The sequence below is a fragment of the Limobrevibacterium gyesilva genome (genome assembly GCF_025989185.1).
Taxonomy (GTDB): Bacteria; Pseudomonadota; Alphaproteobacteria; order Acetobacterales; family Acetobacteraceae; genus Limobrevibacterium; species Limobrevibacterium gyesilva.
Genome location: NZ_JAPDNT010000019.1, coordinates 12,552 through 26,837 on the forward strand (window position 1 = coordinate 12,552; position 14,286 = coordinate 26,837).

Genomic DNA, 14,286 nt, shown 5'->3' on the forward strand with positions numbered 1-14,286 from the left:
GTTCCCTGAGCCGGCCAGATTGCTCCCTGATGGCGGTGGTCGCTTCCCTGTTCGGCGGGGTAGGGAAATGGGGCGGCATGCCGGCACCGAAGCTGGCCTTTCTGCGCCGCACGCGGCCCGACAGGCGCCGCATCCCTGCGCCATTCCCTGCATTGTCCCTGCCGAACAGGGTAACTCCTCCAGAGACGGGTTCGCCCCTGACTGCGCCCTCCGCCAGATTCCCGTTCCCCACGCGCGGCTTCGCCGGGTTGTCGGCACTGGTCCGATGGCCCATCTCTGGGGCTCGCTTGCGCTCCGGGCCGCTGCCATGAACCGTTTTCCGTCACCGCGCCGATGACCCCGATCGACCAAATCCGGGCCGCTCCGGTGGCGGCCTGGGCAGGTATGCCCGGCTTTGCCGGCGCCCCCCGGCCCCTGGCGCGGCCGCGGCGGTGGCGGCGCCTGATCGGGCCGATGCTGCTGGTCTCGCTGCTGCTGCATCTGGCGGTCGTGCTGCTGTTCCTCGTTGCTCCACGCCCCTCGGCACCGCTGGACAGCGCCACGTCGTCCGGCGTGATCGAAATCGTGCAGGCGCCGCCGGGCGAGCTCAATGCCGATGCCCCCCCGGCGCCAGAGCCGAAACTGGCAACCGTCGATCGTGAGGCCGCAAGGCCGGATGAGCCGGTGGCAGAGCCGACGCCGCCGGTACCCCCTGCGGAGGCGCCCGTACCGCCCTCGCCTCCGGTTTCGGAGGCCCCGCCGCCTGCACCCGCCGTGACGGCGCCCGCAACTGCCGCCATCGAGTCGCCACCACTGCCCGCGCCCCCGATCGAGACGCCGGCACCGCCTCCGCCGCCGGCGCCGGCCGTGGAGGCCCCGGCGGCGACATCACCTTCGGCCGTGGTGCGGCTCGAAGCCCCCCCCGAAGAGCTCGCCATGGCGAGTCCGGCCGTGCCGTCGTTCGAGCCGCGGGCGGCGCCGCCCGCGCCAGCCTGGGCCGTTCCGACACCGCCCATTCCGACGCCGGCACGCCCCGCGCCTGTGCCGCAGCGCGCTGCTCCGCGGACCACGGGCGGGGATGGAAGCATCGCCACGCCATTCCGGTTCGCCTGGGCCGACAATCCGCTCGCAGCTCGGCCGGCGCCTCCGGTGGACCCGCCGCGCCGGACGGGTGGGCGCAATTCCGGGGCCATCGACATGTCGCTCGGCCCGGCGGCCCGCAACTCGCGCGGGGAGCCGCCGCGTTCCTCGGGTGATGTAAACTCCGCGATCCATGTGCAGGGGGCGCAGCTTGGTGATGACTGGGAGCGTGCCCTCTATGAATGGTGGATCCGGCACCGCTACTACCCGACCCAGGCGCTGACGAACGGCGAGGACGGGGTCGTGCAGGTGCGCCTGGTCGTGGAACGCAGCGGACGAGTGAAGTCGGTGGAACTCGTGGGCCGTTCCGGGTCGCAATGGCTGGACATGGGGGCGCTCGCACAATTCCGTAACCAGACGCTGCCGCCGTTCCCGCTGGCAACGCCGGAGCCGCGGGCGGACATCGACATCACCATCCATTACATCCTGGTCCGCCGGTGAACCGCGGGGCGGCCTTCCGCTTGGCGGCTGGTTTAAGCCAAGGCAGTGTCCGTTGCCCCAGGTCCGCCGCCCTTGCCGCCGCCGAAGGTCTTCCAGGCCCGTCCCACGGCCTCGACTCCCTGGCCGAGCAGGCTGCGGATGGCGGGTGAGGCGGCGTCCACGATCTCTTTCGCCGCCTGTTTCCCGGCTTCGTCGGCGACCTTCTCGGCCAGCTTGCCGAGGGCGCCCTTCACCACCTCGCGGAAGCTGCCGTCCGGGAAGCCCGCGCGCACCAGGCCTTTCACCACCTGCTGCTTCTTCTGCTCGTCGAGCAGGGCGTCCAGCAGATCGCCGAACATGCTCTTCGGGATGCGCACGAGTTCCCGGTTGAAGGAGAAGTCGGGCGTCACCTCCAGCGCCTTCAGCCGCGCGACGAGGTCAGCCTGCAGCAGCGGGTCTTCGATGCCGAACACCACGAGCATCTCCTCCTTCGCGTACTGCACCGTGGTCAGGGCCTCGGCGAGGCGCCGGCGCAGCGTATCCGCTGTCGCGTGCGGGTCGCGCAGGCCGGCCTGGAAGGCGAGGGACCGTATCCGGGCCGGGGTCACGCGCAGCAGTCGGGCGGTGTCGTACTGCGTCGTCTTCGGTCCCACGAGGCCGGCATCGACCAGCGCGCCGAAGAACAGCAGGTCGATCTCCCGCTTCGGCAGCGCCCCGAAAGCGGGGTCGCAATAGCGCGTGATGAGCTGGTCCGCGATTTGCGCGCGGACCCGTTCAGGCAGCTTGCGGAACGTGTCGGACAGCGACATGGACTGACCCGCCTGCGGTTGTTGCGCCGGCATCGTCGGCAGATGGCGGGGCGGGACGCAAGCATGAAGACGGCGAACGGTTCTACGCTGTTGCGTGGACGGCTTGCGCTTCGAGCGCCCGCTCCGCCGCGTGCACAGCCGTGATGGTCCGCAGCAGGCTCGACGGCGTGACGCTGATCGAGTCGATGCCGAGGCCGGTGAGGAAGCGGGCGATCTCCGGGTAGTTGGCCGGCGCCTCACCGCAGATGCCGACATGCCGGTGGTTGCGCTTCGCACCGGTCACCGCCAGGCGCAGCATCTCAAGCATGCCGGGATCGCGTTCGTCGAAATCGAAGGCCACGATCTCGGAGTCCCGGTCCACACCCAGCGTCAGTTGCGTCAGGTCGTTCGATCCGATGGAGAAGCCGTCGAACAGTTCCGCGAACGCGTCGATCTGGATCACGTTGTTGGGGATCTCGCACATCACGAAGATCTCGAGCCCGCCTTGGCCGCGCCTGAGGCCGTGGCCTGCCATCACCTCGATCACCCGCCGCGCCTCTTCCACCCGACGGCAGAACGGGATCATCAGGAACAGGTTGACCAGCCCCATCTGCTCGCGCACGCGGCGCATCGCCGCGCATTCCAACGCGAAGCCGGCGGCATAGGCGGGATGGGCGTAGCGCGATGCCCCGCGGAAGCCGAGCATCGGGTTCTCTTCCTTCGGCTCGAACTGCGCGCCGCCGAGCAGGCGGGCATATTCGTTGGTCTTGAAGTCGGACATGCGCACGATCACCGGCTTCGGATAGAATGCGGCGCAGATTGTGCCGACAGCCTCCGACAAGCGCTGGATGAAGAAGTCGGCGGGGGTGGCGTAGCCCGCGGTCAGCTTCGCGATCGCCCTGCGCGCCGCCGCATCCTGAACCGATGCCGGATTGGCGAGCGCCATCGGATGCGCGCGGATATGCTCGCTGATGATGAATTCCAGCCGTGCCAGGCCGACGCCCGCATTGGGCAGCATCGCGGTGGCGAAGGCCAGGTCGGGATTGCCGAGATTGACCATCACCTGGGTGCGCGGCATGCCGATCTCGCCGACCGGGATGCGGCTGACCTCGAACGGCAGCGCGCCTTCGAACACGTGCCCGACATCGCCGTCGGCGCAAGACACCGTCACGGTGCCGCCGCCCGCCAGCGCTTCCATGGCATTTCCGGCGCCGACCACCGCGGGCACGCCGAGTTCGCGCGCCACGATCGCAGCGTGGCAGGTGCGCCCGCCATGGTCGGTGACGATGGCGCCGGCGGTCTTCATCACCGGCTCCCAGTCCGGCCGCGTGGCTTCCGCCACCAGCACCTCGCCCGGACGGAACGCCACGAGGTCGTGCGGCTCGCGGATCACCCGCACCGCGCCGGTGGCGATCTTTTCGCCCACTGCGCGACCCGTCGCCAGTGTCCGGCCTTTGGCCTTGAGGGCGTAGGTTTCCAGCGCGTCGGGCGAGCGGCGGGACGCCACGGTCTCCGGCCGCGCCTGCAGGATATAGAGCGCGCCGTCAGGGCCGTCCTTGGCCCACTCGATGTCCATCGGCATCGGATGGCCGGCGTTGCGGGAGTAGTGGTCCTCGATGGCGATCGCGTAGCCGGCGAGCTGCAGCACGTCCGCATCGTTGATGCAGAAGCGCGCGCGATCGGCCCGGCGCGTCGGCACGTTGTGCGTGGTGGCGATGGCGCTGCGCGAATAGACCATGCGGATGCGCTTGCTGCCGAGCGCGCGGCGCAGCACCGCGCGGTGCCCGGCGCGGTAGGTCGGCTTGTGCACGTAGAACTCGTCCGGATCGACCTGGCCCTGCACGACATTCTCGCCCAACCCGTAGGCGCCGGTGACGAACACCACGTCGCGGAACCCGGATTCGGTGTCGAGCGTGAAGATGACGCCGCTGGACGCCTGGTCCGAGCGGATCATGCGCATGACACCGACCGACAGGAAGACCTTGAAATGGTCGAACCCGTTATCAATCCGATAGGAGATCGCACGGTCCGTGGCGATCGAGGCGAAGCAGCGCCGGCATGCCTCGAACAGCGCCGCCGCACTGCGCACGTTCAGGAAGCTCTCGTGCTGGCCGGCGAAGCTGGCTGTCGGCAGGTCCTCGGCGGTCGCCGAGCTGCGCACCGCGACGGCAAGACCCTTGCCGCCCTCGCGCTCCAGTTGCTGATAGGCGGTGGCGACAAGCTGGCGGATCTCATCGGTGCCGGTGGCCTCGTAGATGACCGCACGCGCGGCGGCGGCACGGCGCGACAATTCCGCGACATCGGTCTTGTCGAGATCGTCCAGAAGCGCGTGCAGCCGTTCCCAGGCATTCTCCCGGGTCAGCGCATCGCGGTAGCAGGCGGCCGTCAGGGCGAAGCCGTTGGGAACCAGGACGCCCTGGGCCGAGAGTGTCGAATACAGCTCGCCGAGCGATGCGTTCTTGCCGCCGACCAACGCGACGTCGCTGTTGCGGATGTCCTTGAACCAGCGAACGTAATCGTCGGATGTCATGTGCCTTGCTGCGGTTTCCTGCGCGTCTGCGGTGGCCTCGTCTCCAAGTGGCTGCACGATGGCGTGGCCGGAAGCCTCACGCATTGACCTCGGTCAATCCGGGGCTTCAGCGATGCAGCGAGCCCGCACCGGCCGCCAGCTCCACCACTTCCGCGGTGATCGTTTCCTGACGCACCTGCCGTTCGCGTGCCTGCAGTTGCGCCAGCATGGTCTGGATATTGGCGTGCGCTGCCGCCATGGTCTGCACCCGCGCCTCGTTCTCGGCGGTGAAAGCCGCCATCGCGGCGTGGCAGAGCTGGGCGTAGACATATTCCTCCGCCAGCCGCTCCAGCAGAACGCCGGTGGGCAGGGTGGTCAGCGGCGCCGCGCCGGTTTCCATGCCCGCGAAGCTGCCCGGGTCCAGCGGCAGCAGCGACCGCCGCTCGATTGCGATGCCGCGGCCGGGCGACCAGCTCGGGAAGATGAGGTCGACGCGGGCAAGGGGGTTGTCCTGCATGTGGTCGTAAAGGGCGTCCGCGATCCGCGCGGCCACCACGGCCACGCTGTCGGCATGCGGCGCCATGAAGCCGTGCCAGGCGAGGCGGAGCCTGCGTTCCTCGGCCAGCGCGACGCCGCGGCTGCCAACCAGAAAGATCGCGGTGTCCGCCGTCACGGGGCCTGCTGCATCGAGCACCCGGCGGGCATAGGCGCCCACGAACCCCTGCTCGGGACAGAACAGGACGAGGCCGGTGCCATCCTGCGCGGGCGTGGAGGGCGGGGCGGCGTCCGCCGGCAACAGCCGCAGGGCCTGGGCGATGGCGCCGGCAACGACCCGGGCGTAGGCGGTGACGCCGGGCAGGAGCGCGCGGCTCTGCTGCGCGCGTGCCGCGGCGATGCTGCGCATGGCCGAAACCACCGTCTGCAGTTGCTGCGTTCCGTGGATGCGGCCGGAGATGTCTTCTAGCCGCTCGGTCATGGCGCCGCGGCCTCAGTGGCATGGCGGGTGGCCAGCGCTGCCATGGCTGTCTGCAAGGCGGATTCGCTGTCGGCGTCAAGCTGTCCGCTGCTGCCGATCGCCTCGACCGCCGCCCTGGCGTGGGTGTCGAGCCAGTCTGGCAGCGCCCGGCGGAGTGCGGGGATCGCTGCCGGGGCGACCGGATCGAGCAGCCCGTCGCGCAAGGCGAGTGCGAGTGCCACCTCTTCGGCCAGCCGCAGCGGCGCGTTCTGCGGCTGCGCCAGCAGGGCGCGCAGCCGTTCGCCGCGCTGCATCTGCGCTTTCACCCGCGGGTCCGTGACGCCGCCGAAGCGCGAGAACATCTCGAGTTCGAGGAACTGCGCGTAGTCGAGCCGCAGCCGGCCGGTGACGTCGCGCAGGGCCGGCGCTTGGGTCTTGCCGCCGACGCGGCTGACGCTGGTGCCGACATTGACTGCCGGCTTCTGCCCCTCATGGAACATCTTGGCGTCCAGAACGATCTGCCCGTCCGTGATCGAGATCAGGTTGGTGGGGATGTAGGCGCTGAGATTGCCGGCATCGGTTTCCGCGATGGGCAGGGCCGTCAGCGATCCCCCGCCTTGCTCGGGCGCGAGCTTGCCGGCACGCTCCAGCAGCCGTGCATGCAAGTAGAACACGTCGCCGGGATAGGCTTCGCGGCCTGGCGGCTGGCGTGTCAGCAGCGCGATCTCGCGGTGTGTGGCGGCGTGCTTCGTGAGGTCGTCCAGCACCACCAGCGCGTCTCTGCCACGATCGCGGAAATACTCGGCCATGACCATGCCGGCGAAGGGCGCGATCCATTGCAGCCCCGGTGCGGCCGTGGCCTCGGCCACGACGAAGATGCAGCGGTCCGGCGCGCCATGGGCCCGGATCGCGCCGAGCACGCGGGCGACCGACGACGATTTCTGGCCGATCGCGACGTAGACGCAGACGATGTCGCTGGATTTCTGGTTGATGATGGTATCGACGGCGACCGTGGTCTTGCCGACGGAGCGGTCGCCGATGATGAGCTCGCGCTGGCCGCGCCCGAGCGCGAACAGCGCGTCGATCACGAGGATGCCGGTCTGCACCGGCTCGGTGACCAGCGCGCGCTGGATGATCGGCGGCGCCGGCTGCTCCACCGGCTCCGTCGCCTCCGCGGCGATCGGGGGGCCGTCGTCGAGCGGCCGGCCGACGGGATCGACAACACGGCCGAGCAGGGCCGGACCCACGGGCACGCGCACGACATCGCCGGTCCCGTGGACGATGTCGCCCGCCTTGACGCTGTCGGCGTGATCCAGCAGCACGCAGCCGATCACGTCCTCCTCCAGCGTCTGGGCGAAGCCGAGATGGCCGGAGCCGAAGCGGAGCACCTCGCCCAGGCGCGCATCGGGCAGGCCGGAGACCATGGCAATGCCGTCGCCGACCGAGCGCACGCGGCCGATTTGTTCGAGCTGCGAGCCGAGCCCGACCGTGCCGACGCGGCTGCTCGCTCGCTCAAGCCAGGCGTCGAGCTTCAACGGCACTGGATTTGTCTCCTTGAAGCTCCGCCGCGATGCGTTCGAGATCGGCCTTCCAGCTGTTGCGGATCCTGGCGTGCGGCCCGTGCAGCTCGATGCCCGCGATCAGGCTGGGGTCGCTGTGGAAGGCGATCTCGACCGCGCCGTCCAGAATGCCGGCCAGCATGTCGCGGCAGGCATGCTGTTCCTGCGGGCCGAGGGGCACGGCGGTGACGATTTCCACGGCCTCGCCTTGCGTCACGATTTCGCGGCGGGTTGCCTCGGGCAGGGCGGCCACATCCGCGGCCAGCGTGTCGATCAGGCCGGCGGTCGCGGATTTTGCGGGAATGCGGCCGAGCAGCCGGCGCGCGATGGACGCGGCGAGGGAGCAGGCTTGCTGGTCGAGTTCCGCCTGCGCGGCGACGCGGTCACGCTGGATGGCGGCCTCGGCGTCCTTGCGCAACTGCGTGGCCTGTTCGGTCGCCTGCTGCAGCAGGGCCGCACGGTCCGCCGCGGCCTGCGCATGCGCCTGCGCGAGAATCCGGTCGGCTTCAGCGGAGAAGCCCGAACGCAGCCTGGCCAGCTCGGCCTCGGTCGCGCGGGCGTTTGCCTGCACCGCTGTGGCGTCGGCCAGCAGCTTCTCCGCGGCGGCCCGGCGCTCGGCGATGATGGCGGTGATCGGCCGGAACAGGAACCGCGCCAGCAGCCAGACAAGGACGAGGACGTTGATCGTCTGCAGCGCCAGCGTCCACACATCCAGATGCATCGGTCAGTGGGCGAACGGGTTGGCGAACAGCAGCAGCAGGGCAACGACAAGACAATAGATGGCCATGGTCTCGATCATCGCCAGACCGACGAACAGCGTGCGGGACAGCGTGCCGGCCGCTTCCGGCTGGCGGGCGATGGCGTCCATCGCCGCTGCCACGGCGCGCCCTTCCGCCAGCGCCGGGCCGATCGCGCCGAAGGACACTGCCAGCGCGGCACCGATGATGCTGACGATCTGAATGACGTCGGTCATGCCGGGGCTTTCTCCCTGTTGCTGTCAGCCGGAGGCGGCGCGAGTGCGCCGCCGATGAAGACCATGGCGAGAATGCTGAAGATGTAGGCCTGCACCGCGCCGGTCAGCAGGTCCAGCGCCATCAGCGGGATCGGCACCAGCAGGCCGGCCAGCGACAGCACGATGCCGACGACGAACACGCTGCTCATCACGTTGCCGAACAGCCGCACGACCAGCGAGAAGGTGCGGGTGACCGTCTCCGCCAGATTGAGCGGCAGCATCAGCAGGGTCGGCTCGGCGAAGGTGGCCAGGTAGCCCTTCGCGCCGCGGCTGCGGATGCCGAAATAGATGCCGGCGGCAAAGACGATCAGCGCCATCGCCGCGTCGGTTTCCAGATGCGCGGTCGGCGGTTCGGCGCCGGGGATCAGCGTGGACCAGTTCGCCGCGAAGATGAACAGGAACAGCGTGCCGATCAGCGGCAAATAGGGTGCCGGCTCCACCCGCATCGTGTCGCGGATCTGCGCCTCGATCGCCTGTACCAGCAGCTCCAGCGCGGCCTGCGGGGCACGCGGGTGCAGGGTCAGCCGCCGGGTAAGCAGCCAGCTTCCGCCGGCCAGCAGCGCCATCAGACCCCAGGTTGCCACGACCGGTGTGGTGACGGGTACCGGGCCGAGCGTGAAGGCGACGCTGGTGGCGAGCGGCGAGGCGATCATGGCGCCGCGCCCGCCAGCCGGGAGAGCACGACGGCGCGTGCAAGCAGGAAGCCCAACGCGGCCGCCAGGAGCGGCCCCGTGCCTTGCAGCGACGCAAGGACGAACAGGATGGAGCTGGCCGTGAGCCGCGCGAGCTGCACGGCGAGAGCGAGCCAGTGGCGCCGCCCCTCCAGGTATAGCCGGGTGTTCTCACGCAATGCCAGGAAGTGCGCGGCGCCGGCGAGCAGGCCGAGGATCAGGAAGGCTGGCAATAAGAGCATGTTCGGTTCCTGCATGTCATGCCCGGCGGATCCAGCGCCATGCGGACCAGCAGCCCAGGACCACGCCGAGCATGAGCAGCGGCGCGCTCCAGAAGATGCCGGAACCGAAATGGCGGTCGAGCAGGCGGCCGATGAACAGCCCGGCCAGCGCGGGCGTCACGATCATCCAGCCGAGCACGCCGACCTGGGCGAGATGGCGGCCGAGCGACGGCTCGCCCTCGCGTTGGGCCTCGCGGTGGCGGGCACCGCGCAGGCGGACGGAGCGCAGCAGGCCGTTGTTCTGGCCGCGCGTGGTTGGCTCGTCGTTCACGGAGGCGTTCCCGTGTTGTTGTTTGGTCCAGAACGCAGGAACCGCACGATCTGGCGGATCGCCTTCATGTGCAGCCGCATCGTCGCCACCCGGGCGGAGCGCTCGGCGTCCAGCGCGGCGCGGAAGCCGGCGGCAACCACGTGTTCCAGTGTGTCCAGGTCGTCGCCGGGCATCGCCTGCCGGGTGGCGACCGCGACCTCGCGTCCGCCGAGCACGGTGAGCACACCGCGGCGCACGGCGCAGAAGCCCGTGCGGCCGTCGGCGTGGCGCCACGCCAGCACGGAAACCGCGAGCACGGTGAGCAGATCGGCGTGTCCCGGCAGGATGCCGAAGCTGCCGCTTTCGTCCTCGGCGCGCACGGACACCACATCGCGGTGGTCGGCGACGACCGAGGTGGGATCGGTGATCAGTAGCCTCATGCCGGCAGCTCCGTGGCCGGCGCGGCCCGCGGCCGTGCCTCGTCGATGCCGCCGACCATGTAGAGCGCGGCTTCGGGCCAGTCGTCGGCTGCGCCCTCCAGGATGGCGCGGCAGCCCCGCAGTGTCTCGGCGAGGGTGACCGAGCGGCCGGCAGTGCCCGTGAATGCCTCTGTCACCATGAAGGGCTGGGTCAGGAAGCGCTGCAGGCGCCGCGCCCGGCCGGCGATCAGGCGATCCCGGGCGCCGAGTTCCTCCATCCCCAGCAGGGCGATGACGTCGCGCAGCTCGCGGTAATGGGCAATGGTTTCGCGAACCTTCTGCGCGGTTTCGTAGTGCGCGGGTCCGACCACCGCGGGATCGAGCAGTACCGAGGTCGACGCCAGCGGATCGATCGCGGGATAGATGCCCTCCGCCGCCATCTCGCGTGACAGCATGATGATGCTGTCGAGATGGCTGGAGATGGCGGTGACCGCGGGGTCCGTGAAGTCGTCCGCGGGCACGTAGACAGCCTCGATCGCGGTAATGGCCGCGTCGGCGACCGAGGTGATGCGTTCGTGCAGGGCGGCGACCTCGCTTGCCAGCGTCGGCTGGTAGCCGACGCGCGAGGGCAGCCTGCCCAGCAGCCCCGACACTTCGCTGCCCGCCTGCACGAAGCGGAACACGTTGTCCATTAGCAGCAGCACGTCCTGGTGCTTCTGGTCGCGGAAGAATTCGGCAACGGTCAGCGCGGTAAACCCGACGCGCCAGCGGGCGCCCGGCGGCTCGTTCATCTGGCCGAACACCAGGCTGGTCCGCTCCAGAACGCCGGAGGCCCGCATGTCCGTGAGCAGCTCGTGGCCCTCGCGCGAACGCTCGCCGATCCCCGCGAACACCGAGACCCCCTGATAGCGGTCGACGATAGAGCGGATCAGCTCCATCAGCAGCACGGTCTTGCCGACGCCGGCGCCGCCGAACATCGCGGCCTTGCCGCCATGGGCGAGCGGGGCCAGCAGATCGATCACCTTGATTCCGGTCTCGAACACGGTGGTCGCGGCACTTTGCGCGGCCAGGGGCGGCGCCGGGCGATGGATGGGCCAGCGCAGGGTGTCCGCGGGCAAGGGCGGGCCGAGGTCCTGGACATTGCCGAGCACGTCCAGCAGGCGGCCAAGCACGGCATCGCCGACCGGGACCGTGACAGGGCCGCCGGTCGTGTGCGCACGCATCCCGCGGCGCATGCCCTCGGTTGGCTGCAGGGCGATGGCACAGACCGTGCGAGCATCGAGGTGGCTCTGCACCTCGGCCGTGAGCGTGCCGGGGCGGTCCCATTCGACGCGCAGCGCCTCGTTGATTTCCGGCAGCACGCCGCCGGCGAACCGCAGGTCGAGAACCGCGCCGCGCACCGCAGTGACCACGCCCGGTCCGGTCACGGTTTCGCAGGCGTCCGTTGCCATCGTCTTCCTGTTGCCTTCCCCGGATTCGTCGCCGTGGTGTCAGGCCATCGCACGTACTCTACACATCCGGGGATGCCGGGCGTTGATCCATCTCAAGACATTGCCGTGAGATGGAGGATTGGAGTCCGGGGGAGGGTTGGACCGCGCCCCGTCAGCCGTCGCCTGCGGCCTGCAATTCGGCGATCGGACGGCGAACGGATCGGCACTTCGGCAGCCGGCGGAACGGCTCGCCGAGGCGGCCCATGAACACGAGCTGGTCGGCCTTCTGGCCGAATGCCGCGCGCAGGGCCGCGGCCAGCGCGGCGGCCTTGCCGCGGATGCCTGCGTCTGCGGTGAAGGGCGTTGCGGTCGCCCCGTAATGCCCGAAAATGAGTGGTGCGATGGATGGCTGCAGGGCCAGCCCCAGCCGGCTCGCGGTGAGCCAGAAGCGCTGGATGGCTTGGCCCGCGCGCAGCAGCCGGTCCGCGCGTTGCGCCGGTGCGGGCCGGCCATCCGGAAAACGCAGCGTGAAGAAGGCGGCGCTCGACAGGGCGGGGATGTAATCCAGCTCGATGGCGGTACTGAGGGTTGCGCCGAGGCGGTTGAGCAGCTTCAGGCGGCCCCAGCCGCGCATCGCCCAGCGCATGATCGCCAGCGATGCCTTGTTCATGCCGACGGCACCGGCGGGGATGCCGGTCGGGCTCAGATCGCGCTCCCAGTCGATCATGTCGCGATGGACCGGGTAGGCTTCCGGTGTTCGCAGGCGGATGTCGGTGGCACGCGCGCCCAGGCTCGCCATCCGCCAGCGCTGTCTGGCCGGCTCGTGCCAGTCGACCGCAAGTTCGCCGGCAAGCGAGGCCTCCAGCGCGGCTTTCTCCTGCATGGTGAGCCTGCGCGTTCGAAAGCGGCGGCGGTCCACCGAACGCAGCGACAGTTCCGCCGCCAGTGGGTCTGGCGAGACGGCGTCGTTCGGCGTGAGCGTCACGAGAATGTGGTGCCGGCCGTTCTCGCCGCCTTCGTAGCGCCAGTCGGTGATGCGGCCCCACGCCGAGGCGGCAATCCGCAGGCTTTCCAGCAAGGTCCCGCCCGCCAGCAGCGTGGGCTCGCCGTCCCGGTATTCGTACACGTTGGCGCCGGCCTTGTCGCCCAGGAGCACACGAACGCGCGAATCATCGAGGATCTGGAAGCGCCATGGCTGGACGTTGTCGCCGCTCGGCGCCCAGCGCGCCATGTGGAGGATTTCCTCCAGCGGCGTGCGAACGGCCGGCTCGGCGCCGGGGGCGACGGCACGGCGCGACATGGCGGCGAAGACGCGGCGCCCGATGAACAGCTTCACCTGTTGCAGCGGGCCGGCATTGCCCCTGGGGTGGCGGGTAACGACCAGCTTGCCGCGATAGGCATCGTAGTGGTGATGGTACGGTGCCGGCCGCACGCCGCCACGCCGCAGCAGCAACTTGACGCCTTCCACAGCGGCGACCCCCGCGCACAGGGCGCAGGCGGCGCCGGTGGACGGCCCGCGCTGGCCTTCGAGGTCGACGCGCGTCGGGTCGGCCAGATAGGTGCGATGCAGGGCACGCGGTGTGAAGCCGAGCAAGAAGCGAAGGTACTGCTCCGACTTGCTCTGGCCGGCAAAGCGGAAATACTGCTCGAAGGTCATCCCGCCGGGCACGAAGACCAGGAAGCTCGTGCCCATTCCGATCGGCGCGGCGGTGAGGGCGGGGATGCCGAGTTCCGCGCAGCGGGCGAACACCAGGCTTCGTACCTCGAGCTGAAAGAAGTCGAACCCGTCCACGAACAGGTCCACGCCGTCGAGGAACGCGTCGATGTTGTCGGGCCAGATGCCCTTGTCGAAGCGCTTCAGGCGCAGCTCGGGATTGATGGACAGCGCCATCTCCGCAACCGCGTCGACCTTCGGACGCCCCAGGGTTGCCATGGTTGCGCCGACCTGGCGGTTGAAGTTGGCGAGCTCGAACCGATCAAGATCGGAGATGTTGAAGGCGCCAACGCCGAAGCGCGCAAGCGTGAGCAGATGGATGCCACCGACGCCGCCCATGCCGGCAATGGCCACGCGACGCGCGCGCAGGGCCTGCTGCTCGCCTTCGGTCAGCCAGCCGATGTTGCGGTCGAACGCGGCGTCGTACGAAAAGCCAGGCTGGATCATCGGGGCCGGAGCGTATTCGACGGCTGCGGCAGGGGACGGGCGGTCACCGCCGGACATCGCCCGACATGTGACAGCCTCGTTGCCGATGGGGGCGCGCAGGAATGCTGATGGTCGTCTCCGGTTCAGAGTGCAGGGTCATCGTGTTCACGGGTTCGGCACTGCATGACAGCCATCATCTGCGTCGAATCTGCGAATGCGCCAACGATATCCTGTGCCGGTTTCCGTGCCGATCAAGTGATCGTGAGCAATCTTTCGAAATAGGGTCGCGAACCGGGCCCGGCATTTACCGGATCGTGAGCAGCGGGCCGTCCGATGCGCATGCCGTATGAAATGTTAAGCGAACGGTGCTGCTTCGCCCGGCTCAGCAAGTGGGCGGAAATGCCGGATCGGCAAGCCGCGATGCAGGGCCACGGGGGTCGACGTTCCAGGCGTATCCTTCATCGTTTGGCGGCGTGGTCGGGAGAGCGGCGTCCCGCGGTCTCACTGCGCAACGAGAGCGTCGATGCGGCCAGCCGGCGTGAGGTCGCCGTGGGCGTTTGCGGCGTCGTACTGGCAGGACGTTCACAGTTATTTGTGAATCGATCGCTCACGGATAGTTGTGGATACTACGTTGTACGGAATGTTATTGGCCGTGAATTGCATCCGGCTGACGGTTTCTCCAATATAACGTCTGCTCCTGAGTGCCCCGAGGACGCGGCTGTTCGACAGAGCC

13 protein-coding genes are annotated in these 14,286 nt (G+C 69.4%); 1 reads left to right on the forward strand and 12 read right to left on the reverse strand.

The genetic code is table 11. From position 1 onward, the window contains the following. Window positions 1-333 precede the first annotated feature (333 nt). The gene (locus OL599_RS17760; protein WP_264715196.1) at window positions 334-1,560 is read left to right on the forward strand and encodes an energy transducer TonB; all 1,227 of its coding nucleotides are present in this window, start codon (window positions 334-336) and stop codon (window positions 1,558-1,560) included. Window positions 1,561-1,592: 32 nt separating this feature from the next. On the opposite strand, the gene OL599_RS17765 is transcribed toward OL599_RS17760, so the two are convergent. The 12 genes from OL599_RS17765 to OL599_RS17820 form a co-directional block, all read right to left on the reverse strand. After that, window positions 1,593-2,348 carry a hypothetical protein gene (locus tag OL599_RS17765; protein ID WP_264715197.1) on the reverse strand — a complete coding sequence of 252 codons (756 nt, stop codon included), beginning with the start codon at window positions 2,346-2,348 and terminating at the stop codon, window positions 1,593-1,595. 82 nt (window positions 2,349-2,430) lie between these two features. Next, window positions 2,431-4,941 carry a phosphoenolpyruvate synthase gene (ppsA, locus tag OL599_RS17770; RefSeq protein WP_264715198.1) on the reverse strand — a complete coding sequence of 837 codons (2,511 nt, stop codon included), beginning with the start codon at window positions 4,939-4,941 and terminating at the stop codon, window positions 2,431-2,433. Between the two features lie 22 nt (window positions 4,942-4,963). Continuing rightward, entirely contained in the window at window positions 4,964-5,812 is an 849-nt protein-coding gene (locus OL599_RS17775) for a F0F1 ATP synthase subunit gamma (protein ID WP_264715200.1), read from the reverse strand. Further along, window positions 5,809-7,332 carry a F0F1 ATP synthase subunit alpha gene (locus OL599_RS17780; RefSeq protein ID WP_264715201.1) on the reverse strand — a complete coding sequence of 508 codons (1,524 nt, stop codon included), beginning with the start codon at window positions 7,330-7,332 and terminating at the stop codon, window positions 5,809-5,811. The genes OL599_RS17775 and OL599_RS17780 overlap by 4 nt, the downstream gene beginning before the upstream one ends. Continuing rightward, entirely contained in the window at window positions 7,304-8,071 is a 768-nt protein-coding gene (locus OL599_RS17785; protein ID WP_264715202.1) for a F0F1 ATP synthase subunit B family protein, read from the reverse strand. Before OL599_RS17785 ends, OL599_RS17780 begins: the two co-directional genes overlap by 29 nt. 3 nt (window positions 8,072-8,074) lie before the next feature. Next, a complete protein-coding gene (locus OL599_RS17790) occupies window positions 8,075-8,323 on the reverse strand; it encodes a F0F1 ATP synthase subunit C (protein ID WP_264715203.1) in 249 nt (82 codons plus the stop codon). Beyond that, window positions 8,320-9,015, reverse strand: a complete 696-nt coding sequence (locus tag OL599_RS17795) for a F0F1 ATP synthase subunit A (protein WP_264715204.1) — start codon at window positions 9,013-9,015, stop codon at window positions 8,320-8,322. Before OL599_RS17795 ends, OL599_RS17790 begins: the two co-directional genes overlap by 4 nt. Next, window positions 9,012-9,275: an N-ATPase subunit AtpR gene (locus OL599_RS17800; protein WP_264715205.1), complete on the reverse strand. Its 264-nt coding sequence runs from the start codon at window positions 9,273-9,275 to the stop codon at window positions 9,012-9,014. Before OL599_RS17800 ends, OL599_RS17795 begins: the two co-directional genes overlap by 4 nt. A 16-nt stretch (window positions 9,276-9,291) precedes the next feature. Beyond that, on the reverse strand, window positions 9,292-9,585 hold the full coding sequence (locus OL599_RS17805; protein WP_264715206.1) for an AtpZ/AtpI family protein: 294 nt from the start codon (window positions 9,583-9,585) through the stop codon (window positions 9,292-9,294). Further along, a complete protein-coding gene (locus tag OL599_RS17810; RefSeq protein WP_264715207.1) occupies window positions 9,582-10,004 on the reverse strand; it encodes a F0F1 ATP synthase subunit epsilon in 423 nt (140 codons plus the stop codon). Before OL599_RS17810 ends, OL599_RS17805 begins: the two co-directional genes overlap by 4 nt. Continuing rightward, on the reverse strand, window positions 10,001-11,434 hold the full coding sequence (gene atpD / locus OL599_RS17815) for a F0F1 ATP synthase subunit beta (RefSeq protein WP_264715208.1): 1,434 nt from the start codon (window positions 11,432-11,434) through the stop codon (window positions 10,001-10,003). The genes OL599_RS17810 and atpD overlap by 4 nt, the downstream gene beginning before the upstream one ends. Before the next feature lie 151 nt (window positions 11,435-11,585). After that, entirely contained in the window at window positions 11,586-13,574 is a 1,989-nt protein-coding gene (locus OL599_RS17820) for a ThiF family adenylyltransferase (protein ID WP_264715209.1), read from the reverse strand. Window positions 13,575-14,286: the final 712 nt, after the last annotated feature.

Coding starts and splice junctions, on each gene's coding strand:
- OL599_RS17760 (WP_264715196.1), top strand. CDS start 334: ATGACCCCGATCGACCAAATCCGGGCCGCTCCGGTGGCGGCCTGGGCA.
- OL599_RS17765 (WP_264715197.1), bottom strand. CDS start 2,348: ATGTCGCTGTCCGACACGTTCCGCAAGCTGCCTGAACGGGTCCGCGCG.
- ppsA (WP_264715198.1), bottom strand. CDS start 4,941: ATGCGTGAGGCTTCCGGCCACGCCATCGTGCAGCCACTTGGAGACGAG.
- OL599_RS17775 (WP_264715200.1), bottom strand. CDS start 5,812: ATGACCGAGCGGCTAGAAGACATCTCCGGCCGCATCCACGGAACGCAG.
- OL599_RS17785 (WP_264715202.1), bottom strand. CDS start 8,071: ATGCATCTGGATGTGTGGACGCTGGCGCTGCAGACGATCAACGTCCTC.
- OL599_RS17790 (WP_264715203.1), bottom strand. CDS start 8,323: ATGACCGACGTCATTCAGATCGTCAGCATCATCGGTGCCGCGCTGGCA.
- OL599_RS17795 (WP_264715204.1), bottom strand. CDS start 9,015: ATGATCGCCTCGCCGCTCGCCACCAGCGTCGCCTTCACGCTCGGCCCG.
- OL599_RS17800 (WP_264715205.1), bottom strand. CDS start 9,275: ATGCTCTTATTGCCAGCCTTCCTGATCCTCGGCCTGCTCGCCGGCGCC.
- OL599_RS17810 (WP_264715207.1), bottom strand. CDS start 10,004: ATGAGGCTACTGATCACCGATCCCACCTCGGTCGTCGCCGACCACCGC.
- atpD (WP_264715208.1), bottom strand. CDS start 11,434: ATGGCAACGGACGCCTGCGAAACCGTGACCGGACCGGGCGTGGTCACT.
- OL599_RS17820 (WP_264715209.1), bottom strand. CDS start 13,574: ATGATCCAGCCTGGCTTTTCGTACGACGCCGCGTTCGACCGCAACATC.